The organism is Paenibacillus sp. 01T424, assembly GCF_056398745.1.
Genome location: NZ_JBFTPZ010000029.1, coordinates 21666 through 45509, shown reverse-complemented (window position 1 = coordinate 45509; position 23844 = coordinate 21666). Strand labels below are relative to the sequence as shown.

At 46.2% G+C, this 23844-nt stretch carries 17 protein-coding genes and 1 pseudogene; 11 read left to right on the top strand and 7 right to left on the bottom strand.

What is annotated here, in order from left to right; translation table 11 throughout:
- Positions 1–30: 30 nt before the first annotated feature.
- From AC1DPK_RS21445 to AC1DPK_RS21435, 3 genes are all read left to right on the top strand, one after another.
- Positions 31–951 (top strand): carbohydrate ABC transporter permease, encoded by a 921-nt coding sequence (locus AC1DPK_RS21445; protein WP_477511574.1) that lies wholly within the window; start codon positions 31–33, stop codon positions 949–951.
- Positions 951–1823 (top strand): carbohydrate ABC transporter permease, encoded by an 873-nt coding sequence (locus AC1DPK_RS21440; protein WP_076271011.1) that lies wholly within the window; start codon positions 951–953, stop codon positions 1821–1823. Before AC1DPK_RS21445 ends, AC1DPK_RS21440 begins: the two co-directional genes overlap by 1 nt.
- A gap of 111 nt (positions 1824–1934) precedes the next feature.
- The gene (locus AC1DPK_RS21435; protein WP_477511573.1) at positions 1935–3392 is read left to right on the top strand and encodes an ABC transporter substrate-binding protein; all 1458 of its coding nucleotides are present in this window, start codon (positions 1935–1937) and stop codon (positions 3390–3392) included.
- Between the two features lie 66 nt (positions 3393–3458).
- Here the strand turns inward: AC1DPK_RS21435 and AC1DPK_RS21430 are convergent, their stop codons facing one another.
- Positions 3459–3656 carry a YiaA/YiaB family inner membrane protein gene (locus AC1DPK_RS21430; protein WP_256711064.1) on the bottom strand — a complete coding sequence of 66 codons (198 nt, stop codon included), beginning with the start codon at positions 3654–3656 and terminating at the stop codon, positions 3459–3461.
- A gap of 60 nt (positions 3657–3716) precedes the next feature.
- Positions 3717–3938 (bottom strand): annotated as a pseudogene (locus AC1DPK_RS21425) (YiaA/YiaB family inner membrane protein); the annotation flags it as partial.
- 283 nt (positions 3939–4221) lie between these two features.
- Between AC1DPK_RS21425 and AC1DPK_RS21420 the strand changes: the two are divergent.
- The 3 genes from AC1DPK_RS21420 to AC1DPK_RS21410 all read left to right on the top strand — a co-directional run bounded on the left by AC1DPK_RS21420 (position 4222) and on the right by AC1DPK_RS21410 (position 14309).
- A complete protein-coding gene (locus AC1DPK_RS21420) occupies positions 4222–6171 on the top strand; it encodes an AraC family transcriptional regulator (RefSeq protein WP_477511572.1) in 1950 nt (649 codons plus the stop codon).
- A gap of 167 nt (positions 6172–6338) precedes the next feature.
- Entirely contained in the window at positions 6339–7379 is a 1041-nt protein-coding gene (locus tag AC1DPK_RS21415; RefSeq protein WP_477511571.1) for an NAD(P)/FAD-dependent oxidoreductase, read from the top strand.
- Between the two features lie 252 nt (positions 7380–7631).
- Positions 7632–14309 carry an S-layer homology domain-containing protein gene (locus tag AC1DPK_RS21410; RefSeq protein ID WP_477511570.1) on the top strand — a complete coding sequence of 2226 codons (6678 nt, stop codon included), beginning with the start codon at positions 7632–7634 and terminating at the stop codon, positions 14307–14309.
- A gap of 69 nt (positions 14310–14378) precedes the next feature.
- Here the strand turns inward: AC1DPK_RS21410 and AC1DPK_RS21405 are convergent, their stop codons facing one another.
- Entirely contained in the window at positions 14379–14594 is a 216-nt protein-coding gene (locus AC1DPK_RS21405) for a hypothetical protein (protein ID WP_339207486.1), read from the bottom strand.
- 156 nt (positions 14595–14750) lie between these two features.
- Here AC1DPK_RS21405 and AC1DPK_RS21400 point away from each other — a divergent pair, with 156 nt between their 5' ends.
- Complete coding sequence (locus AC1DPK_RS21400; RefSeq protein ID WP_477511569.1) at positions 14751–16226, top strand: sensor histidine kinase; 1476 nt, start codon at positions 14751–14753, stop codon at positions 16224–16226.
- A complete protein-coding gene (locus AC1DPK_RS21395) occupies positions 16223–16915 on the top strand; it encodes a response regulator transcription factor (protein ID WP_477511568.1) in 693 nt (230 codons plus the stop codon). The genes AC1DPK_RS21400 and AC1DPK_RS21395 overlap by 4 nt, the downstream gene beginning before the upstream one ends.
- Before the next feature lie 37 nt (positions 16916–16952).
- Here AC1DPK_RS21395 and AC1DPK_RS21390 read toward each other — a convergent pair whose 3' ends face one another.
- The gene (locus AC1DPK_RS21390) at positions 16953–17321 is read right to left on the bottom strand and encodes a SpoIIAA family protein (protein WP_477511567.1); all 369 of its coding nucleotides are present in this window, start codon (positions 17319–17321) and stop codon (positions 16953–16955) included.
- A gap of 150 nt (positions 17322–17471) precedes the next feature.
- On the opposite strand from AC1DPK_RS21390, the gene yunB reads away from it, so the two are divergent.
- Entirely contained in the window at positions 17472–18602 is a 1131-nt protein-coding gene (gene yunB / locus AC1DPK_RS21385; RefSeq protein ID WP_477511566.1) for a sporulation protein YunB, read from the top strand.
- Positions 18603–18670: 68 nt separating this feature from the next.
- Here the strand turns inward: yunB and AC1DPK_RS21380 are convergent, their stop codons facing one another.
- The gene (locus AC1DPK_RS21380; RefSeq protein WP_477511565.1) at positions 18671–19726 is read right to left on the bottom strand and encodes a M23 family metallopeptidase; all 1056 of its coding nucleotides are present in this window, start codon (positions 19724–19726) and stop codon (positions 18671–18673) included.
- A 132-nt stretch (positions 19727–19858) separates the two neighbouring features.
- On the opposite strand from AC1DPK_RS21380, the gene lipA reads away from it, so the two are divergent.
- Together lipA and AC1DPK_RS21370 are read left to right on the top strand one after the other, a co-directional pair.
- Entirely contained in the window at positions 19859–20794 is a 936-nt protein-coding gene (gene lipA / locus AC1DPK_RS21375; protein WP_076271021.1) for a lipoyl synthase, read from the top strand.
- A 26-nt stretch (positions 20795–20820) separates the two neighbouring features.
- Positions 20821–21555, top strand: coding sequence for a YutD family protein (locus AC1DPK_RS21370; RefSeq protein ID WP_477511564.1), 735 nt, complete (start codon positions 20821–20823; stop codon positions 21553–21555).
- Positions 21556–21599: 44 nt separating this feature from the next.
- On the opposite strand, the gene AC1DPK_RS21365 is transcribed toward AC1DPK_RS21370, so the two are convergent.
- Both AC1DPK_RS21365 and ylbJ read right to left on the bottom strand, forming a co-directional pair.
- The gene (locus tag AC1DPK_RS21365; protein WP_076271022.1) at positions 21600–22397 is read right to left on the bottom strand and encodes an NAD kinase; all 798 of its coding nucleotides are present in this window, start codon (positions 22395–22397) and stop codon (positions 21600–21602) included.
- A gap of 77 nt (positions 22398–22474) precedes the next feature.
- Positions 22475–23494: a sporulation integral membrane protein YlbJ gene (gene ylbJ, locus AC1DPK_RS21360; RefSeq protein WP_477511563.1), complete on the bottom strand. Its 1020-nt coding sequence runs from the start codon at positions 23492–23494 to the stop codon at positions 22475–22477.
- Between the last annotated feature and the right edge of the window lie 350 nt (positions 23495–23844).

Here is a 23844-nt window from a genome sequence, read left to right as displayed (position 1 = left end):
AGCAATAGAAAAGAAATGAGGGAAACTCAGATGGAACAATCCGTTGTAGTAGGCGAGCCGCTCGATAGCAAGGTGCAGAGGAAGGCTGGCAGGTGGAAAAGACATATTTCGGGCTATTTGTTTCTGCTGCCCGCAGCTATCATTTTTATTTTATTTTTGTGGGTGCCGATAACGAAAGGCATTATTTACAGCTTCTATACGATCGATTTTGTAAAGGGAAATACGTTCGTGGGGTTTGATAACTACAAGACGATTTTTAACGATCCTGATGTATGGATTGGTGTGAAAAATACGCTGTACTACATGTTTTTATGTATGGTTATCGGCTTTTGGGTTCCTATTCTGTTTGCAATCGCGATATCAGAGCTGCGTCGCTTTCAAGGCTTCGTTCGCGTGGCGGCATATTTGCCGAACGTCGTGCCTGCTGTTGTGTTATACGGCTTATGGAGATGGTTCTATGATCCGGTAGGTCCGATTAACGGATTGCTGACGGAAGCGGGGCTTGATCAAATAGCCTTCCTAACGAATAAAAGCTGGTCGATGATTTCGCTTGTCGTCATGGAAACATGGCAGCAGTTCGGTTCAGGCATGCTCATTTATTTGGCTGCTGTTCTTAGTATCCCGCGGGACTGGTATGAGGCAGCAGAAATTGATGGCGCAGGCATATTCCGCCGTATCTGGCATATTACGCTTCCGTCGATTCGCGGCTTGATTCTGCTTCTGTTCCTCTTGCAGTTGATTGCAACGACGCAAGGTTTCCAATCTCAGCTGGCCTTGCTTGACGGCGGTCCGAACAAAGCAACGCTCACTTACTCGCTGTTTATCGTCAAATATGCATTTACGAAGCTTGATTACGGGGTAGCTTCTGCGCTGGGTGTACTTATGTTCGTCGTCCTTGGCGGATTGGCACTGTTACAATTCAGGCTGAACAACAGGGGGGCGAGCAAGTGATGAAGAGCTTAGACAGAGGGATATTATCCAGTCACGATTTGCGCAGAAATAAAAACAAGGTAGGTTTTCTGCTTATTATCCTTGTCATTATTGCAATGGTTGCCTCGATGCTTTATCCCATTGCTACTGCATTGTTTAACGGTTTGAAAGCAAACACCGAAGTGAACTCGTTTCCACCGCACTTTTTGCCTTCGGAGTGGCATTTCGACAACTACCGAACAGGCTGGAATTTTATTAACCTGCCGCAGTTTTTGAAAAACACGCTTATGATTTTTGGCGGCAATATGATTATGACCATCGTCGTGCTCGGTTTAGCAGCCTTTAGCCTATCCAAGCTTAATGTTCCGTATCAGAAGGGAATCTACTTTTTTTTCATGATTACTCTTTTCATACCGCCGAGCACTTATATCATTCCAAACTTTCTTAATTTGAAGGATCTTGGTTTGCTTAATACGTATGCGGCTTTCTGGCTGCCTGCCAGTGCGAGTGCATTCTATCTGCTGCTGCTTAAAAATTTTTTCGATGGTATCCATCATGAAATGATTGAAGCGGCTCGAATCGACGGTGCGTCAGACTGGAAATGCTTCAGCCTTATCGCGATTCCGCTTTCCATTCCTATTTTCTCCACGCTCGCAATATTTGTTTTCTCAACGGCATGGAACGATTGGTTCTGGCCTTCGCTTGTGATGCACAGCGATAAGAAATATCCGCTTGCGACAGCCGTATATAAATACGTCATCAGTGCGCAAAGGCTCAATCTGAATATTCGTTTCGCTATCCTTACGATGGTGATGCTGCCGCCGATTCTCGTGTTTCTGGCGTTCCAAAAGTTCATTATGCGCGGACTTCATCTTGGCGGGGTTAAGGGATAAGCAGTTCGTAGACATACACATGATCAGAATAAGAATACACCTCGCCCAAATGAAAACGTCTCCTTTATGATGAGGATGTAGTGAAAATACGAATGGTGAAGGGGAATATCGATGCTAAAGAAAAACGTGGCAGTGTTGATTTGTTTGGTCATGATATGCTCAATTCTTGCAGCTTGCAGCGGTGGCAGCAAGGAGACCAACGATCCAAAAGAAACCGATAAACCAACGAATGCAGCGACAAACAATGCAGGCAGCAAGGAAACAGACCCTCCGAAGGAAGATATTAAAGACAAAAAAATTACGATCAGCATTTATTATCCATTGCCGGATCAGGTTGAGAACCGCAAGCTGGAAGATGACAAAATCAAACGTTTTAACGAGGTTTATCCTAATGTGGAAATCGTAAAAAGCGACTGGCACTACAACCCAAGCGAAATCGGCATCAAAATGGCAGCAAACGAAGCGCCGACATTTTTCAACACTTGGGCAACAGAAGCTAAGTTTTTGCAGGAGCGCGGCTGGGTAGCCGATATTACGGAGCTGTGGGACAGTTATCCATTCAAGGATCAAATCAACCCTGTGCTGCAAAGCCAATTTATCATTGACGGCAAGGTGTTCGGGGTATCCCAGAAAGCCTATGTTACAACTACGGTTGTAAACAAGAAGCTGCTTGACGAGAAAGGTGTACCGATTCCATCGTATGACTGGACATGGGACGATATGTACAACACTGCGAAAGCAGTAGCTGATCCGAAGAAAGGCATTGCAGGTATTGCGCCAATGGGCAAAGGTACAGAAGCAGGCTGGAACTGGACCAACTTCTTGTTTGAGGCAGGCGGCGATGTTCAGACGATCGCTGACGGCAAAGTAACAGCAGCCTTTAATTCTGCGGCAGGCTTGAAGGCGCTAGAGTTTTACAACAAGCTTAGATGGGAAGCAAATGCAATTCCGCAGGACTGGGCACTTGGATGGGGCGATGCTGTCGGCGCTTTCGGACAAAGCCGTACGGCTATGGTTATAGCGGGAGCTGAGGGTGTACTTGAGCAGGCACTCAACCAAGGCGGCTTGAAGCCAGAGGATGTACTGACATTCCCGATGCCGGCAGCAGAGAAAGGCGGCAAGCATACAGGCGTGCTTGGCGGCGATTACCTCGTCATCAATCCAAATGCGACGAAGGACGAACAAGAAATTGCTTTCCGCTATATTACATTCGATTACTTTACCGATAAAGGTCTAGAGTCTCTTGAAACCGATATTCAAAAACGCCAAACAGAAGGAAAGTATTATATTCCGCCACAAATGAACTATTACAGCCCTTCATCGGAATATGGACAAAAAGCACAGGCTATATTTGATAAATACGATAACGTCTACAAATATAACGCAGAATCCGATTCTTTGCTTGACGGCAAACCTGAAGCGCAATACAACACGCAGGATTACTACGGCGAAGTAACGAATGTGCTGCAAGAGGTTTTCTCCAAAAAAGGTTCAGATCTTCAAGGCTTGCTCGACAAGTCTGCCAAGGTCGTGCAAGAGAAGTATTTTGATTCTATTAAAGTCGAATAGCTAAACGGATTGATCGAAAGAAAGCCTCCCCAATTCATCTTTAATGGGGAGGCTTTTTATTATTTTCTAGCTTTCTAAATCTTCTGTTTTCGTATGCACGCTGTCTTCTTCATTATCCCGAATGGTCTTTTGCAAAACGAGGCAAGAAACGATTAAGAAAGCACCGGCAATCGCGTAGTAGCCTTTGACGTAAAGCGGCTCCTCAAGCGTGTAAATACCTATATATTGAGCAAGAATGGCAATGATAAAGCCGGCCCAAGCCATGAATGAAAAGGCGGAGGTATTGCGGCTTCTGTAGCCCGGGTTGTAGTCTTTGAGAAACTTATCCTCGTCGTTGTCGCGCGCAACCTTCTGCAGAAGAAATGAAGTGATAATTAAAAGTATGCCGGTTACAGCGTAATACCCTTGCACAGACATTGGTTGTTTAAGCGTGTAAATACCGATGAATTCGAAGCCACATGCTATAAGAAAAGCTGCCCAAGCCATGAAGGTATACGTTGGGGTATTGCGGCGGCGATAAAAATTTGCTGGTTTGCGTACTTGCATCGTTTCCATTTTTTCCATTTGAGAAAGCCTCCCGAATCGATTTGTTGTTCATGTCTTTAGTTTACATCATATGCCAAAACGCAAAAGTACCAACTTATTGTAGTACCAGGTACTAGTAAGAAAGGAATTGACAATGAGAATGGTTATCATTAGAATGCTTGTTAATATGCTCTGCAAGGAACCATACATAAAAGGATGAACCATCATGATCAAGTAGTCGGCTTTTTCTTCGGTCGATCTGTGAGCAGCACAAAGTAAACGCTAGAGGAGCTGAACTCGGAAAGTGGAGTGGAATGATCTTATTAGGCTTTGGAACCACGCCTCAATTAAGGTGTTGGATGTTCGTCACCATAGGATGAAACTTGGCGATAGGCTGCAATCCTACCGTCTTCCAGCAAGCGGATTTTTATATACGACAATTGGCAGCTCAAATGTATGTTTGGACGGTCATCCATATAAGGCGGAGCGATTTCATGTGCTGCATGGGGGCAAAGGAATGTGCTTGGATATAGACAGGCTGGAGGAGGATTTTGATTATTACTTAATCTTCTATAAAGCACTTATCCCGCATCCTTGCAGGCAAGAGATTTTATCTCTTATTGAAAATAACAACCCGTTCCATATGCAATATGGCTTCGCCCCGCAATACCCGATCCCACTGTTTCGAATTGTTAACGTAATGGCACAAGAGTGGCAAATATCGCATTCTTTGGAGAGGTTTCATGTCAATACGTTATTTCATCAATTTGTTTATGAGGTATTCATTCAGCTGCAAAAGCAAGACATATCTCTATCGAAGCCCGACCTAGCAGCTCAAGCGCTTCGTTATATTCATGATCATTATATGGAGCCGATTACGCTCGAGCAGTTGGCGCAGACCTTAAGCTATAGCGCCAAAAACTTGTCCAAGGTGTTTAAAAAGGAAACAGGGCATAGTCTCATTGATTATGTCATTCAGGTGAGAATTGATCATGCGAAGGAGCTAATGAAAAATACAAGCGCGACCATTCAGGAAATTGCGGAAAGCGTTGGTTATTCCGATCGCTTATATTTCACACGGATATTCAAAAAGGTTGCTGGCGTTTCGCCAGGCAGGTATAAGGACCGTTTGAAAAATACTAGAAGCGGCGCAGATCGTCTATATAAATCGAGCCGATCGTCCATTGTTCCAGGGAGGCTCCGGCGTTACAATGTGTATCGTTATGATAATCATTATCAATACAAAGGAGAGAATCAATTGCCCATGTACAAAGGATTGAAATTATCAATGGCGGCAACCCTGTTGTTTTGTTTTGCTTTATTTATGAGTGCATGTTCTACGGGGGCGTTAAATACAAATACGGCAACCGTGGAATCAAAATTAACGACGAAGGGGGAAGCAGCTCCTTCCAATAAGCCGCAAACAGAAGCTCAGACTAGAGTAATCACAACGATAAAAGGTGATATCGAAATTCCTTCGCATCCCGAACGGATCGTTGTTGATCTGTACTTGGGCAGCTTTATTGCACTTAATGTCAAACCAATCGGAACACCAGAATTGAATTTGAAAAATCCGTATTTTTCAGAGGCGCTTGCAGGTGTGGAGAATATTGGAGAATACGAGAGTGTATCGCTAGAGAAAATAATAGATTTGCAGCCGGATATGATCGTTACAGGAAATGAAGCAGCTTATGAGCTGTATAGCAAAATTGCTCCGACGATCGTTGTTCCTTATGGCGAACTAAAAAATACGCATGAAGAATTGACCTATTTCGGCAAATTGTTAGGGAAAGAGGCAGAAGCGGAAGCATGGTTAGCTGATTACGACCAGCGTATTGCAGCAGCCAAAGCAAAGGTTGAAAGTGCCATTCCAAGCGATGCTGTGTTTTCAGTCATGCAGGATTGGGAAGGGAATACGGGCGTATTCGGCGATAATTTCGGCAGGGGCGGACAAGCAGTCTATCAAGCACTTGGGCTTAAGCCGCCAGCTAAAGTAGCGGAGCAGCTGATGAAGGAGCAAATTGTTGAGGTTTCTGGAGAGAAGCTGTCTGACTTTGCTGGCGATTATATTATATTAACGTCTGATACGCTAACGCTTGCAGATTTGAAAACCGAGCCGATTTGGAAGCTGATTGATGCAGTTAAAAATGATCGCGTCTATATTTGGAGTAAGAAACGCTCATGGTATTTTGATCCGATTGCTACGCTATCACAGACAGAGGAACTAGCTAATTGGCTCGCAGGTGCGAAATAAACGAATCGTTGATAGCATTGATAGAGATAACAAAAGTCAGTTTTGTACAAAAAAATGGTGACTTTTGTCCATTGTCACAATGAGGATGGTATCCTAAACTTTAATAAGTGATAGTGATAATCAATATCAAAAATAAATTGATCATGACTGACGTTTGGAGGCAAACGATGAACGAACAATTGGAACTCTATGATGTAACGATAATTGGTGGTGGCCCAGGTGGGTTATATACCACTTTCTATAGCGGCATGCGCGATTTAAAAACGAAATTAATTGAAGCGCAGGATCAACTCGGCGGGCGAATGCTCACTTATCCTGAGAAAATTATTTGGGATGTAGGCGGGGTAACACCGATTCGCTGCGAACAATTAATTGCGCAATTGATCCAACAAGCCAAAACCTTTGACCCGACGATCGTGCTCGGACAGCAAATTACGGACTATGAACGATTGGCTGATGGAACTTTTATGCTGACTTCATTAACTGGCGAGAAGCATCATACAAGAACGGTCATTATGGCAATCGGTTACGGAATAAAAAAATTAGCGAAGCTGGAGATTGAAGGGGCTGACCGCTATGAAGTAACGAACTTGTACTACACCGTACAGGAGCTGGAAAAATTCCGCGATAAGCGAGTGCTCATTTCTGGCGGCGGCGATTCCGCAGTAGACTGGGCTAATGAGCTGGAATCCATTGCAGCCAGCGTAACGGTCGTGCATCGCCGCGACAGCTTCGGCGGGCACGAGAGAAATGTTTCCAGGATGAAACAATCCTCTGTAAATGTTCTTACGCCATATCAAGTGCTTGCGCTTCATAGCAGTAATGGGGAAAGTATCGAGAAGGTAACGATTGCACATATGGAAACGGAGGAAAGCAAGCAGATTGAAGTCGATGCTGTCATCGTCAATCATGGAATGAAGAGTGATTTTGGACCTATCCGTGATTGGGGTCTTGATATGGGAGTATGGAATGCGAACGTTGGGGAGCGGATGACTACTAATATTCCGGGCATCTTCGGCGCAGGCGATTTCGCGAGTTTTGGCAGCAAGGTTGGACTTATTGCAGGAACGTTTACGGATGGCGTCTTGGCACTCAACAGCGCGAAGCTGTATATGGATCCGGAAGCTCCAGAGATGGCTTATGTTTCTTCTCATAACGAGCGTTTTAAGGAGAAAAATCGGGAGCTTGGCGTAGTAGAAGAAGAATAGTATACCATTCGATTAGAAGGCGAGTGCTTCACAGCCATCAGCAGGTTACCCATATAAGTATAGAAACCCTCTGTCTAAGACAGAGGGGTTTTTGCATGCCTCTACACTTCGTAATATAACACCTATTATTTCTAGAAATGCACATCGATATGTAAGCGATTCCAAATTATGATGAAAGAGAATGAAGGATTTACATAAGCGAGTGCTTCCGAGATGCGTTTGCACTTGTATACCTTTGGGGAGGTTTGTGCAATGAAACGTGCAAGGTCTATATTGGCATTCATGCTGGCGCTGCTGCTTATGCTTATGGCGGTTCCGGTCTATGCGGATGAGTTGGCAGTGGTATCGGAAGGCGGGGGGCAGCCCGAGGCGGCTGTGTCATCCGTAACGGAATCAACCTATGTTCGTATCCAGAACAAATGGCAAAGCAATTATTTGTATGAGGATGAAAATGGTATCGTACGGTACGGTTTTCCAAGCTATGAAGATGAGTCCTCGCAATGGCTCATCGAGGAGCATGATGGCAATAAGCGAATTCAAAACCGTGCAACCGGACATTACATTACGGTCTCAGAGGTTGGGAAGAGGCGCGATGCACTGACCAGCCGCGAGATAACGGAGAGTACGCTTGCAGACCAATGGACCATTCATGCGTCCAGCCGCGAGGGTTATGTGGTCATTAAAAGTGCAACTGTGCCGGAGAATGCCAATCTCGTTATTCATCAAGAGGATTTGCTCGGCTTTGCAGAAGTAAGCAATGACATCAATATAACATTCGAGAGTCCGCAGTGGGCGCTCGAGCCGGTGGAGTCTGCTGCTCCAATTCGTCTTGCCAACAAGTTCCGAGCAGGACAATATTTGTACGAGGGAGCTAATGGTTTCGTTGATTTTGGCGAGGTGCCTGCTGCGGATCGCAAATCTCATTGGGTGCTTGTCCCGGGAGCAACGCCGGATTCCTATCGGATTAAAAACCGTGCAACTGGTCATTACATTACGCAAGGAATAGACAAAGAGCCTATTAAAGCGATAGGGCTGGACAATACGAATAAAAGCGAGTGGCTGGTAGCTAACACAGCGGGTGGAGATTTTATCACCTTTCAGAACGTTGCAGCTTATCAGGAGGTTCCTTCGACCATTTACGTATTGAATACGCAGTTTCCTGATGACAAACATGTACGCTCGAACAGTTGGTCCGTCCTGGATCGAGACAATGCACACTGGCGAATAGAGCTGGCGCCGGATACGCAGCCATACCGTATCGTGAATTTTACAAATGAGAAGGTAGGTACTGCTTATTTGTATGAAGATGCTGGGCTGGCAAAGGTTGGCGCACTGACAACACAGGCAGGCCAGAAGTCATTTTACCAGTGGGTAAGGGAAGATTTTAACGGCAAAAAACGGCTGCGCAACCTAGCAACTGGTCATTATGTTACGCGTGCAGGAGTTAATGAGATCAGTGATCCGCTTAAGGTATCTTCATTAACGGAAAGCTCTGCAGAGGATCAATGGTCCTTTAGCAAATCAGCCATTTATGATGACTATCAAAGCATTCAGAGCTATGTTGGTCAAGGCGAATATTTGCATATTCAAGACAATACGGGCGCAGCCCAAGCAAGTGCAATTCAGCCAAATGAGAATGCGGCGCAATGGTTGTTTGAAGACCCGGCATTTAGCGGGGATGGCTCGCCGCAATATATTCGAATTCAGAATGAATGGCAAAATTTCTTCTTATATGAGGATGCAGCAGGACAGCTGAAATACGGCAATGTCTCTGAAGGCGATTATAAGGGACAATGGTTAGTTGAACGTTTTAACGGTCGCAAACGCATCCAGAATAGAGCAACAGGCCACTACATTAATTTGCAAAATATGAAGGATGGACGCATTGATGTGACTGAGGTAGCTGATGACTGGACGAGTGCGATTTGGGTCATCGAAGATGCCGGCGGCTCAAAGCTCATTCACAGCTTGCAGGATGCTAATGATGTTATTGGACAACAAAAGTATATTAGCTTGCAAAATCTGACGAAATACGCGGAATACGGCGTAATTAATCCAGGATGGGGAAGCCCTAAATGGAAGTTTATACCTGTGACAGACGCGGCGTTAACGAATGTAAGACTTAAGAACAAGCAAACCGGCAGTTATTTGTATGAAGTGACCGCTGAGGGTGATGATCAAGGCAAGGTTAAGTATGGTGATCTTCCAGAAACGGATCTTAGCTCAGTTTGGTTTTTGGAGCGCACGGGCGATGGACCGACCTCGGTGCGGCTGAAAAACCTCAAGACTGGCCACTATGTGTCAATGGAGCACGTAGGCGGGGATGTTGAAAAGGATGCCCCGACTCAGCAAATTATTGCACAAGGCGGCATTCACGAGAGCTGGGGCAGCGTGAAGTGGAACATGGAGCCTGGATCTTCTGATAAATTTGTAGTGCTGCGGAGTGGGTGGGCTCGTCATTTTCTATATTCAGATGGTGAGGGATATACGAAAGTGAGTAAGCTTGTTGCTGATTCGGATAGCGCACAATATGCAGTTGAGCCGCTAGCACTTCCAGCGAAACCTTTGCCAGAGGCTCCGATTCGTATAAAAAACAAGGCGAACGGCCAATTTTTATATGAAAACAATGGAGGAATTGTTCTTTATGGCAACTTGGCAGAGAACAACGGCTACAGTCATTGGATTATAGAGTCAGAGGGCGGGAAACAAAGGTTGAAAAACCGTGCTACAGGACATTACATGACAATGACCGGGGATTATGCCTTTATTGAGAGCAAGCAAGCCATTCAAGGCGATGCGTTCTTAGAGTGGGCAGTTGAAAGCACGCCGAGCGGTGCGGAATATATGATTCGCAGCTTGAATGGGAAATACGATGATGAGCTCATTCATGTTCAAAATAATGCAGGCTACGCAGAACGTGGATTGTACCCAGCATCATTTGGATCGGTGCAGTGGACGTTTGAGAGTGCGTCGGAGCAATTCGAGACGCCGCCAATGGGCGAGGAGAAGACGAATGACACGGCTACCCCAACATTTGACGACACGAACTATATTCGTATTAAAGAAAAGTCAGGCACAGGGTATTTATATGAAAACAGCGGCAAGGTGCTCAGCGGCTCAGTGAGGGCAGATAACGCGAGCTCCCAATGGCTGCTTCAGGATTTCAACGGCCGGAGGCTGTTGAAAAACAAAGCTACCGGACATTTATTGACGCTACATGCAGATGGTCTGGCGGCAATCGCAGGTGAGGCTAGAGGCATTGATGCGGCACAATGGACGATTGAGGATCGTGCTGGCTATAAACGGATTATAAATGCTACGCAGAAAGACGGATTGCTGCTGCTAACGGCTGGCAAGCTGCAATACGGTACGCCGAGTCAAGCGGATGAGGCACTTTGGCAGTTTGAGCCTGTTGCCTCCAATCAGCGATATGAAGCAGAGAACGCTTTTATGTCTGGCGGCATTAAAGTAAGTAAGGAGTTAACAGGCTTTAAAGGTGCTGGGTACGCTGGGAACTTCACTGAAACAGGAGATAAAATCAGCTTTACCGTTCATGCTGGGGCAGCAGGCAGCTATTTAACGGAGCTTAGTTACTTGAACGTCACCGATGCGCCAAGCCAGCTTAGCCTGTATGTGAATGGCATACGGATCAAACAAGTGGCGTTTAATGCAGCTGGAGAAAAACAAAGCTGGTCCGAAGCGGTTATTGAAATGCAGCTGCGCAGCGGAATTAATACGATTACGCTGCAAAAGGATTCAGCGGATTCAGGGCAAGTATGGCTGGGTAGCCTTCTAGTCAGACAAAGCATCGGCATTGCTTACCGCGGAGCGACAGTTCCATACATTACCTATGAAGCGGAACATGGATTAACGAACAGTGAGCTGATTGGACCGTCGCGCAGCTACCGTGAAATCGCTTCTGAGGCATCGGGCAGGCAGGCGGTTAAGCTGGTAGATGAAGGTGATTATGTACAATTTACATTAGCAAAGGCGGCTAATTCACTTGTGCTGCGTTATGTCATCCCAGACAGCGCAGACGGGGCTGGTCGAAACGAAACGTTAGGCCTCTACGTAAACGGAGAATTTAAGCAAAATTTAGAACTCAGCTCGAAGCATGGCTGGGAGTACGGCAGCTATCCATGGTCTAATGATCCAAAGCAGGGCAATGCACATCGTTTCTTCGATGAAATACATGCTTTGATCGGTGATATTCCCGCAGGAGCTACGATCCGTCTGCAGAAGAATGCGGAGAATGCGGCAGATTATTATGTTATTGACCTTGTCGATATGGAGCAGGTGGAAGGTCCGTTTGCAAAGCCTGATGGATTCCTGTCAGTTGCCGAATACGGAGCTGTACCTGGCGATGGCATTGATGATTCGGCAGCGTTCCATTCTGCAATGAATGCAGCCAAAGAACAAGGGAAAGGCGTATGGTTCCCTCAAGGGGTATTTGAGCTTAAGACTGATGTGATTGAATTGGATCAAATCACAATTCGCGGTGCAGGGATGTGGTATACATCGCTGATCGGTGCGAGGTTTATTGGCAAAGGCGCTAATATTGGCGTATATGATCTACTCATCGACGGCGACCTGAATATCCGTGATGATGAAGCGTTGACCCATGCTTTTTATGGCGGCTTCGGCAAAGGCTCGGTCATTCAGAATGTTTGGGTCGAGCATTCAAAAACAGGGTTATGGCTGTCCAAGGTAAGGGGCAGCGACGAAATAACGGATGGCCTGCATATGGTTGGCCTTCGTTTGCGCAATTTGATGGCCGATGGCATCAACTTCTCCGTAGGCACGAGCAATAGTGTGATGGAGCAATCGGATATCCGCTATCCAGGTGACGATGGTTTGGCGATGTGGTCGGCAGAAGGGCGCGCAAGCATTAACAATACGGCGCGTTTTAATACGGTGGCTTTGCCTTGGCTGGCCGATAACTTCGTTATTTTTGGCGGGCAAGACAATAAGCTTCAAGATAACATCGGTACAGATACAATTACGAACGGAGCGGGCATTGCCGTATCGACACGCTTTAATCCTGTGGCATTCAGCGGCACAACGGTAGTGGAGCGAAATACACTGATTCGTACAGGCAGCGCTGACTCTGCGTACAACATTAATCTAGGTGCGATCTGGATTTTTGCTGGCGAGAAGGATTTGAACGGCGAGGTCATTGTACGGGACAACGTCGCACTCGACAGTACGTATGCCGGTTTAATTGTACACGGCGGCGGATTCAGCATTGCTCATGTGAAGCTGCAAAATATCGTGCTTGACGGAATGGGTACAAACGGAATAGATGTGACAAGCGGGGTGTCGGGCAATATTCAGGTGGACAATGTGATTGTGCGTGGTGAGCGGATAGCGACACTAGCAAGCTCAAATGATCAATTATCGTTCACCGAGCAAAATGAAGGTTTTGCCAATCGTCCGAAGCCATTCCGCATAGCTCTTGAGAATGGCGATAGAGGACCGCTGTCGTTGACTGTGGGTGATACAAAAGCCATAAAGGTGTTTGATCAAGCAGGCGTCGATGTCACAGCGGATGCGATCATAACGATGGCCCAATCAGACATTGCAGCAATTAGTGAAGATAAACAGCTTAGTGCGCTAAAGATCGGCCAGACGACATTTACTGTGACTCATGGTTCGCAAAGCAGAATCTATACGCTGGAAGTGAAGGCGGTCGTTGTGCCAGAGGAAAGAAATGAAGGCAGCACTGGCGGTTTAGGTTCAGGCCAAATCGGCGGTGCGATTAATACAGCGCAAAATGACAGCAAGCTGAAGACAGATGCCGCAAGCAAGCTTGAGCGGATCATCTTCGCCAAAGGTGTGTTAACATCTAATGGAGAACTCTCCTTCTCCGCACAAGCTCTTCTTGACGCGCTTAAGAGCAGTCCAAATGCGGTAGTCGTCATGGAGCAGGGTACAGCGTCGTATGAGTTCCCGCTGGCGCTTGTAAACGGCGTTCTGGAGGAGGCAAAGCTTGCGAATAACGGCAAGCTAATTGTAACTTTCTCAATCAAGCCGGTTAGTCAACTGGTGCTTGATAACATTCGAGCTAAAGCCAAAGCCGCAGGCTTTGAGCTTGCAGGTGATCCTGTTGATTTTATTATTTCCGTCTCGGATGGAAGCACATCAGCAGAAGTACACAGCTTTGGCGGCAAATATGTGAAGCGTACGATGACAGTATACCGTAAACTGGATGCCAAAACAGCAACAGCGCTCGTATTTGATCCGGCAACGGGAGCTTTCCGTTACGTTCCGGCTTTGTTCCGATCAGCTGAAGGGAAAACAACTGTCACCATTTTGAGTACTAGCAACAGCAGCTATGTAGTCGCTTTAAATCCCAAAACTTTTGCAGACATTAGCAGCCACTGGGCAAAATCGAATATTGAGCTGCTCGCTTCCAAACAAATTGTGAGTGGTACAACGGCGTCGAGCTTTGCTCCTAACCGTACAGTTACGCGCGCCGAATTTGCGGCAATGCTTGTAAGAGCGCTTGGTCTTCAAAATAGTGGAGGCAAGCAGGCGTCGGCGTTCAGCGATGTTGCGCCGGGCGCTTGGTATGCGGATGCGATTGCAACAGCTGCAAGATTTGAACTGATTAAAGGCTTCGAGGACGGAACCTTCCGTCCGAATACGACCATTACGCGCGAGCAAATGGCAGTAATGGCAGCAAGCGCATTAAAATTTGCGGAAGCAGCAGGAGCTAATGTCAAGAAAGAAGTTAATGAAGCTGTCAGCTTTAAAGACGAAGCAGCTATACATGGCTGGGCGCTTGGTGCGGTTACTCGGGTTGCAGCAGCAGGTATATTGGAGGGCAAAGGGAATCAATCATTCCTGCCTCTAGATCTAGCAAGCCGCGCCGAAGCAGCAACGATGATCACACGGTTATTGCAGTTCGTAGAGCTGCTGGATAAGTAATATGCAATGAAAAACGGTGTCAACCTGTCCCGCGAGGGCTAACAGGGCGACACCGTTTTTTTGTATAACTTAGCGTTTTCTAAGTAGAAAAAACTCGCATTCTTTTCGGTTATGATAGGCAATATCGCTTACCCCCGATTGGGTCACAATCGTGCTATCATCAAACCGCACAACCAGCGAGCTGGCATCGATGAGCTGATTGTCTTGAAACACGCGAATGCGCTGCTGCAGTTCGATAACCTCTTCAAAGTCCTGATCGGTGCTGAGTCGTCGATTAATGGCCATATATACTCCTTTAATACGGAAAATGATTTCTTATAGTCTATCCCATGTTAGATCGTGTTGCAAAGTTGTCTTTGTTTCTCTTTGTCCCCTCAGGGCAACCTATGTTACATTGTATTCACGAAAAACGAATTGTCAAAAGGAGAAGGAGATACGAGTATGTCCATCCGCGTTCGGCTGCTATTGTCCTACAGCTGTATACTTATCGTTACGATCGTATTGTTTCTTGCCGCTGCTCTGCTCTTTGTGGTAGCGATAACAGGCGATGTGCGAAGCGTAAAGGACTTTTACAATATTCATTATTCCGTTAATCCATTGTCTGAGCAGGAGGAAACGATTTTCCTTGATCTAAAGTATTTGGCGAAAAATGAACCCGACTCGCTTCTTGATCCTACACTGCTCGATCAATATAATTACAAGCTTCGTTCGGTACAAGCGGAGCTGGTTATAAGAAAAGGCGACGAGGCGATATATTCGTCCTTGTCCGTAAAACAGCCCCAATTCATCACGTTTTTGCCTGACTATGAGATGGAAAACAATGCAATCCGCAACACCCTGCAAATAGGGGACCATTTTTATGCTTATGCGAAATTTGATTTTCGTTTTCCAGATCAATCCAAGGGAAGCGTGCTCGTTGTAAGGGAGCGCAGTCCATTTGCAGAGGTTGTTCGTACACTTTTGCCTATTATATTAGGCGTGCTGTTTATCGTGCTTTTGCTCATGAATATGCTGCTTTATTATTTTTTGACGCGCAGTATTATTAAGCCGCTTGATCTGCTTCGGAAGTCGACAGAGCGTATTAAGGAAGGCGATTTGGAGTTTGAGCTGCAAGCGGTAGGCAGCGATGAGATTGCAAGGTTAAGCGAAGCCTTTGAAGATATGAGAATGAAGCTGAAGCAATCGGTAGAGAAGCAGCTGCAATATGAGCAAAATCGCAAGGAGCTTGTCGCGAACATTACGCATGATCTGAAAACGCCGATTACTTCGATTAAAGCAAGCATTGAAGGCATTCGGGACGGTGTACCGGATACGAAGCAAAAGATGGAGCGTTATGTGAATACGATTTTGACGAAGGCCGAGCATATGGATCAACTGATTGACGAGCTGTTTCTTTACTCGAAGCTTGATTTGAAGCAGCTGCCATTTACATTCGAGGAAATCAGCTTGGGGCAATTCATAGAGGACTATGCCGAGGATTTGCATTTTGATTTGCAAGACAAAGGCGTTGCGCTGACCTGGGACATTGTTCATTCGGAATCTACCAATGTGCTTGCCGACCGAGATAAGCTGAAGCGGGTACTAACCAACATTATGGACAACGCCATGAAATTTATGTTGGACGAGCCAAAGCAAATAGCGATATCGCTTAGTGTGGAGACTGATTTTGTTAGATTAATGATTAGCGACAGCGGCTCAGGAATATCGGAGGAAGCTCTCCCGTTTATTTTTGAACGTTTTTTCCGCGAGGATCTCTCACGCAGCCAGCAGACTGGTGGAAGCGGCCTAGGACTTGCGATTACGAAACAAATTATCGAAGGGCATAACGGCAGCATTCATGCTGAGAGCAAGCTTGGAGCAGGAACTAGTATGATCATCAAGCTGCCGCTCGCGAGGAGCATAGGAGGACGAACATGACGAGAATTCTCATTATTGAAGATGAAGTGTCGATAGCTGAGGTGGAAAAGGATTATTTTGAGCTGCATGGTTTTTCTGCGGACATATGCTTAACAGGAACAGAGGGGCTCCGCGCTGCTGTAGAAGGTGAATATGATTTGATCGTACTAGATTTGCAGCTGCCAGGCATGGATGGGTATGAGATTTGTCGTCAAATCCGTGCAGTAAAGGAGGTTCCTATCCTTATCGTATCTGCCAAAAAAGAAGAGATCGATAAAATTCGCGGGTTAAGCTTAGGGGCGGATGATTATATAACGAAGCCGTTTAGTCCAAGTGAGCTGGTCGCCCGGGCGAAAGCACATTTGCAGCGCTACAAGCGATTGATGGGAAACCGCGATACCAAAGCCTCAAATAAGATCCAAATACGCGGCTTGCAGATTGATACCTCATCCCGGCGCGTTTACGTCAACGACCAAGAGGTGCAGTTCACGACAAAGGAATTTGATCTGCTGTCCTTTCTAGCGTTGAACCCCAATCATGTATTCAGCAAGCAAGAGCTGTTTGAGCAGCTGTGGGGGATGGATTCACTGGGCGAGATTGCGACGGTAACCGTTCATATTCGCAGGTTAAGAGAAAAAATAGAAGCGGATCCTTCGAATCCGCAATATATTGAAACCATTTGGGGCGCAGGGTATCGGCTCACGATTTAGACGGATTAAATAGACTATTCCGGTACGCTATAGTTATTTAATTATTTAACCAGTGGAAGGCTTGTTCAGCATCACTAAAAAATTGTACAGACGGTTTGGTATTGGTTTGCTGCAAGTGATTCAGAATTTCACCATCTTCCAAGAGGAATGCGATGGCTTTGCTATGACTCAAAATGCTTTCATTAAAAAATTTATCTTTCCATGCTTTTTGAACCGAAAAATGGTCGGGTGTATAGCCTTTTCGATCCACTAACAAACGGTATTTTCGCCCCTCTTTAATGAATGGCTGACACACCTGCTCGAAACCATTAAACCAGTCATTAACGTCATCTGTGCTTATTTTTCCAATCAGACGAGTAACAATTAAATCTCCTGAAACGGTTGTGCTAATATTGCGTTCACTCAACTAGATTCATCTCCCTTAGTTACAATTATGTATATCGTTTCCATAATGTCAATAAGGCTGCAACTTGCTGAGGTCGTCTTCTTTTTTGACCAAGTTCTGCATAAGTATGGGTAATAAAGAGTGTGCAGCTTGGTGCGGGAGGGGATCGGATTGGCGAAATGGGGAAGGCGAGGCTGGCATTTTCGAGGATTTGGCGGCAGCCGTATGCAGCTTTGGTCTGGCCGTCCATTCTCTAAAGTAAAATCAGTCACTTGGGGCAGTCGTGGGAGCTCAGCTTCATCAAGGCCAGCACCAAAGAAATGGGGTTCAGGAGCTCGTTCAAGCGCAAGCAGCGGAAAATGGGGCATTAGGCGTCCAGCAGTAAAATACAGCAGCAGCCGAAGCAGCGGCAATGGCGGATCAGGCGGCATTTGGGGCTCTCGCCCTGCAAAGCCTCGTATAAGACGACGCACAATCTTTATTATAGCCCTGCTTGTTTTTATGGTTTTTTCGATCCAATCCTTTGTCTATATTGAGAAAAATTTGCGGCCGCCGCTGATGAATATAGCGAAAATCAGAGTAAAGCAAATCGCCACGCAGGCTATCAATAAAGCGATAACCGAGCAGGTAGCGAGCCGATCGGACAGCAGTAACCTTATTGACTGGAAGATGAACAGCAATGGGAAAATATCTGGTTTCATGCTTAATTACGCGGAGCATATGAAAATTACATCGCAAACGATAAACACCGTACAAAATACATTAAATGAAATGAAGGATATACCGGAGCATATTCCGATCGGGCATGCGCTCAATAGTGCAATTATTTCCTCATACGGACCAAGAGTACCCGTCAAATTCGAGCCGGTTGGGGCTGTTAAGGTAGATCTTAGCACACGTCAGAAGGATGCCGGCATCAATATGATTTTGGTTGAGGTATACATTCGCATAATAGCGGAGGTTACGATCATTATTCCGTTTGATACCGAGCCGGAGCTGGTCGAAACGGATATCCCGATTTCATATTTGCTAGTAGTTGGCGACGTGCCGATGTACTATTACGACAATACGGGCAAACCTGTAGGCGAGTCGGCTGCGCAGGCGCCAAACATTTCGGTTCCGCTCGGCGAAGGTGCGGGAGGCGGAGTTACATCCAGTCCGCAAAACAACAATAATGGAGAGTCTTCAGGCACTGGAGCCTCTAATACAGGACCGTCAACAGAAGCAACGAACGAAGGCACTAATCATTCTAAAGGTTCTAACCAAGGATCAAATAGTTCGGGCAATTCATCCTCTGAATAGCATACATATAAAAACGACTTTATTGTCTTCAGCAAAGAGGACGATAAAGTCGTTTTATATTTTTTGCTTTAATTTCCGGAACGCATTCGTTTACGCTCGGCTTGCTCCCAGCGGCGCAGCATCGGATATGGATCAAACGACCATTCAATTAAACCGCGGTCGCTGTATACGCCATAATGCAGGTGAGGAGGAAACTTTCCCTGCGTCCCGGGTTTGCCGTAACCAGAGCTTCCTACCCATCCAACAACCTGTCCAGGCTTTACGACATCGCCTATATTAACGGTTTTGTCAAAGCCGGACAAATGTGCGTAATAGTGGTAAAAATTGTTTAGATCACGAATGCCAATTCTCCATCCGCCGTATGGATTCCAGCCCTGCACCTCAACAATGCCATAACAGGTGCTCCGAACAGGGACACCATGCCTTACGAAAATGTCGGTACCTTCATGGGTACGCCTGCCGCCCCAGCTTCGCCCGGTTCCCCAGGTGCTGTTATAGGCATAATGAGTGCTGATAGGCAGCGGGAATGCATGCTCGAACAAATCAAGCTGGCCAAATGCTTCATAGATTCGGGCGAACTGCTGGATGCGCTGCACTGAACGATTATTTTGATAATACTCCCAAAGTCCGATTGCGAAATCATCATTGGAGATACCGTACGCGGCAACGCGGCTAACAAGTGAATAGAGAAGATCGATGTCGCTTGTTCGTTCCGCTTGTCCATTCCCGTCACCATCACGGCCAATCCCGTTAAAAAAGTTGATCGATACCGGCGAGCTGTCATCCGTATTCGGATTGAGCGGGCCGACCCAGCGTTCCTGGTCGATAAACACGCCAACGGTGTTACCAAGCATTGGACGAGCCTTTGGACGTGCTTTAGACATGGATCGCTCATACTGATCGATGGCTGCGATCCAGAACCAAGGCACTTCGGTAAATAAGCTTAATTTGTCATACAACCCTCTTCTAACGGAAAAGGGATCGGTCTCAGCATTGACTGTTTGCTCATGGGCCTTATCAGTTTGTTGTTTGACAGCAGGAGCTGCTCTTACAGAACTGACGGGCGTGACAATGAACAGAGAAGCTGCGGTTATTGCTGCAACAATAGGAATAGTCAGTTTCAAACGTCTCACCCTTCCAAAAGCATGACGGTTATAACGTTATGTTTTGCAAATCATTGGTTTTTATACGAAACATGTTATAATAAACGCATGAGTTTAGGAATTATAAATGAACTTGAAAGCAGGTAATCCCTAATGAAACAACAAGAAACACTCAAAAAGCCTGATTGGCTTCGAATAAAATTAGCGACAGACGGTAACTTTGCCGAAATTAAAAATATGATGCGCTCAAAAACGCTACATACGGTTTGTGAGGAAGCACGTTGCCCAAACATTTATGAATGCTGGTCGAATCGAACAGCCACATTTATGATATTGGGTGATATTTGCACGCGCGCTTGCCGTTTTTGTGCGGTTAAGACAGGTATGCCGACTGAACTGGATTTGGACGAACCAGAACGGGTAGCAGAGGCAGCAGAGCAAATGAATCTTCAGCACTGTGTTGTTACATCGGTTGCTCGTGACGATCTTAAGGATGGCGGCGCATCCATATTTGCAGCTACTGTACATGCGATTCGCAAACGTATGCCGTTTTGCCGAGTTGAAGTGCTTATTCCTGACTTCTTGGGAAATAAAGATGCGCTTCAAATTGTAATGGATGCAAATCCGGATATTCTAAATCATAACGTCGAAACGGTGGAGCGGCTTTCGGATCGTGTTCGTGCCAAAGCCAAATACAGCCGTACGATGGAGCTGTTGAAGCGCGCCAAAGAAATGAAGCCTAAGATTCCAACCAAATCGAGCATTATGCTTGGCGTAGGTGAGGAATGGGATGAAATTTTGCAGACGATGGATGATCTTCGCGCAAACGATGTAAATATTTTGACATTAGGTCAATACTTGCAGCCAACGCCGAAACATTTAAAGGTCGTACGTTATGTCCACCCAGACGAATTTGCAAAACTAAAAGAAGAAGGGCTGAAGCGCGGTTTTAGGCATGTAGAATCGGCACCATTAGTACGCAGCTCTTATCATGCACATGAGCAGACCGATTCGGCACACGCAGCAATGGCAGCGGAAGCCGAAGCGAGCCGTGAGATTTCTTCCGGTGCTTGCTCGAGCAGCTTGTAACTGACGCTCAAGATGAGGTGGAAAATATGGCTTTGATTCATATCGGCGGAAAATCTTATGAAATTGTGCTTGAAAATAGGAATGGCTGGAATCCTGAAGCATTTCGTGATCGATACAGCGAAGTACTTGAGCGCTACGATTATATTGTTGGTGACTGGGGCTATAGCCAGCTGCGGCTGAAAGGTTTTTTTCGTGACAGCCATCAGAAAGCTACGAAGGAAAGCAATCTATCTGGCATGCCGGATTACATCAATGAGTATTGCAACTTTGGCTGCGCTTATTTTATTTTAGAAAAAACAAACAGTACCGTTCGTGAGCCAGACGACTATGACTTGGATGCAGACGAAGAGCGTCCGCGTATAGAAGCAGCTGATCTTCTTGCAGCAGCTGCCGGTTTTGTGGATATTTCTGAAGGTCTTGAACATGATGAGGTTGCGAGTGCAAAGGAAGAAAGCGCCGCTCCAACACATGAAAGGCATACTCGCAATCACACAAGGGAAAATCSCCATAGAAGCTCCAATCGCAATAAAAACGACGCGGATAAAGGCAACGACAGCGCGAATAGTGCTGGCGAAGGTAAAAATAGCAGCGAGCAGCAGCAGGGCAGTGGGAAACGTGAGCAGCAACAGCAGCGTAAAGGCGGCTATAAAGGCAATAACGATAACCGCTCCAAGAAACCGTTCCGCCTTGCAGCCAATGAAACCGCGGCTTCATCTGCAGAAACGAATCGACCAAACAAAAAAGACACAGAGCGCGTATAATACGCTCTGTGTCTTTTTTTGGTTTTAAATGATGGTAACAAATCTTATCGGACGTCGTAACCAAGGAATGCTTCACGTACTCGGTTCCAGAAAGGAAACGGCCGATATCGTGCAAAGCTTACTTTACGGCTGGATACACTGCAGCGGATGGAACGAATATCGCTGCTCATGATGCTGATGTGATCAATTGCGAGCTGCAGCCGCTGCTCTTTCTTAGAGATAATATCGCAGTGATGATGCTGCGGCAGCAGCACGGATGATCCAAGTGTACGATATACACGATTATTGATCGAAGCGATTTCCGCAATTTGCAGCGATTCTATCGATGGATGGACAATCGCTCCACCTAAGCTTTTGTTATACGCGGTGCTTCCCGAAGGGGTCGAAATGACAATGCCGTCACCGCGGAACATTTCAAACATCTCATCATTTATATTGATTTGGGCGACGAGCGTTCCGTCAACGCCTTTTAATGTGAATTCATTTAATGATAAGTAATGACGGGTCTCGCTTGGTGTCTCAACTTCAATCTCGGCAAGTGGATACCTAACGATTCGTGGTGTTTCCTCTGCCATCATTGCGACGAGATCTTCAAGCTCGTCTGCCTTCCAGTCGGCATAAAATCCAAGATGGCCGGTGTGAATGCCGACAAATGCAACATTCGTAATTTGATCTACATATTTATGAAAAGCGAGGAGCAGTGTTCCGTCACCTCCGATGGATATAACGATTTCCGGTGATTCATCATTCCGAGTGAAGCCTCGCTCCCCGGCTAGTTTATGAAATTTTTCTGCTAACGATTTAGATAGATCATCGCCTCGATCAATTACCGCATACTTCAAAAGTAAATCTCCTTCCGATCTCCATAGTACTTAAGATGATAAAGGAAATTGTGTTTAAATTCAATGAGCGGCTCTAATCATGGCCCAAGCCACCCCCATAACAAGTAAACGAGAGTCATTGCAATTAAACCATGAACCATTCTAGCTATAAAAAAAGGACGATAGCGCAAATCTGTTTTGCTGAGCAGGCTTGCTACTTGGGCATGGACTGATAAGCCGCCCCAAGAGAGCACCCAAGCAGCGATTGCAGCTTGATGCATGAGTCCAGTACCAGCTGTACCTGCCGAACGAGAGCCTAATGTGACCTCGAACAATCCGAATATCCCAGCGTCTGCAAGCGGCTTAGGCAGGCCGATTAAACCAAACAAAAATCGCAGAGCTTCAGCCATCGCCTCAATGATGCCTGCATGCGTCAGCATCTCCATCACGACGGAGAAAAAAACGACGAGTCCGCCAACGACGATCATTAGCCGCAGCGCCGATTGAATTGAATCCTGCAGCAGCCGTCCTAGTCCGCGCCCATCCAGCAATCGAGCCTCATGCATCGCCTTGAGTGCTTCGGAGATGCGAGAGGGCCGTCGTTTTCTGAACCCCTCCCTTGCAATCACCGTTTTTTTGGTTCCAGATGAAGGGGCATGTCTATCGTGAAAGCGCATGAGAAGACCGATAAGAAGACCGCCTCCGTAGTGCGCAGCAGCGAGTATAGGAGCAATCGCTACATTTTGGAAGAAACCAACGGACACGGCACCAATTAGGAAAATAGGATCAGAAGTAGTCGTAAAGGCAACAAGCCGCTCACCCTCTGCTCGGTTAACGAGCCGCTGCTCAAAGAGCTGTGCTGTTAGCTTTGCGCCTACCGGATAACCGGAAATGTAACCCATTGTCACGACAAAACCCCCGATGCCGGGAAGCCGAAATATAGGTCTCATGAGCGGATCAAGCAGCTTGCCGAAAAAATGTACAATACCGAAGCCGAGCAGCAATTCCGATATGACGAAGAAAGGGAACAACGCTGGAAAAAGCACCTCCCACCAAATAGATAGCCCACGGAGCGAGGAGTGAAGGGTTTCTGTAGGAAAGACAGTCATTAAAAGCATGATTATAATTGCGCCAAGCGCGGTTATAGATAAGGGATGAATGATCGTTCGCAGCAGATAGACCGCCTCCTCAAATAATTAGAAAGGGGAGCCGAGCAGATGCCATAAGATGCTGTACAACCCCTCCTAAACGTATATGTAGGAATAAGGATATCCATCACTGGATATGCTTTAAAAATAATTAAGTTTGACAAAGAAAACGCTTGCAAAACGCTGGATTCCTGTTTTTTTTATGGTACAATGGAATTACCTTTGAAACGGTTGGAGTGATGGGTATGAGTATAATCGCTGGCATCTTGGTCTGTGCTTTCGTCTATGTCATTCGAGAATCTCTTACAGCACCAGGGGAA

Coding starts and splice junctions, on each gene's coding strand:
- AC1DPK_RS21445 (WP_477511574.1), top strand. CDS start 31: ATGGAACAATCCGTTGTAGTAGGCGAGCCGCTCGATAGCAAGGTGCAG.
- AC1DPK_RS21440 (WP_076271011.1), top strand. CDS start 951: ATGAAGAGCTTAGACAGAGGGATATTATCCAGTCACGATTTGCGCAGA.
- AC1DPK_RS21435 (WP_477511573.1), top strand. CDS start 1,935: ATGCTAAAGAAAAACGTGGCAGTGTTGATTTGTTTGGTCATGATATGC.
- AC1DPK_RS21430 (WP_256711064.1), bottom strand. CDS start 3,656: ATGGCTTGGGCCGGCTTTATCATTGCCATTCTTGCTCAATATATAGGT.
- AC1DPK_RS21415 (WP_477511571.1), top strand. CDS start 6,339: ATGAACGAACAATTGGAACTCTATGATGTAACGATAATTGGTGGTGGC.
- AC1DPK_RS21410 (WP_477511570.1), top strand. CDS start 7,632: ATGAAACGTGCAAGGTCTATATTGGCATTCATGCTGGCGCTGCTGCTT.
- AC1DPK_RS21405 (WP_339207486.1), bottom strand. CDS start 14,594: ATGGCCATTAATCGACGACTCAGCACCGATCAGGACTTTGAAGAGGTT.
- AC1DPK_RS21400 (WP_477511569.1), top strand. CDS start 14,751: ATGTCCATCCGCGTTCGGCTGCTATTGTCCTACAGCTGTATACTTATC.
- AC1DPK_RS21395 (WP_477511568.1), top strand. CDS start 16,223: ATGACGAGAATTCTCATTATTGAAGATGAAGTGTCGATAGCTGAGGTG.
- lipA (WP_076271021.1), top strand. CDS start 19,859: ATGAAACAACAAGAAACACTCAAAAAGCCTGATTGGCTTCGAATAAAA.
- ylbJ (WP_477511563.1), bottom strand. CDS start 23,494: ATGCTTTTAATGACTGTCTTTCCTACAGAAACCCTTCACTCCTCGCTC.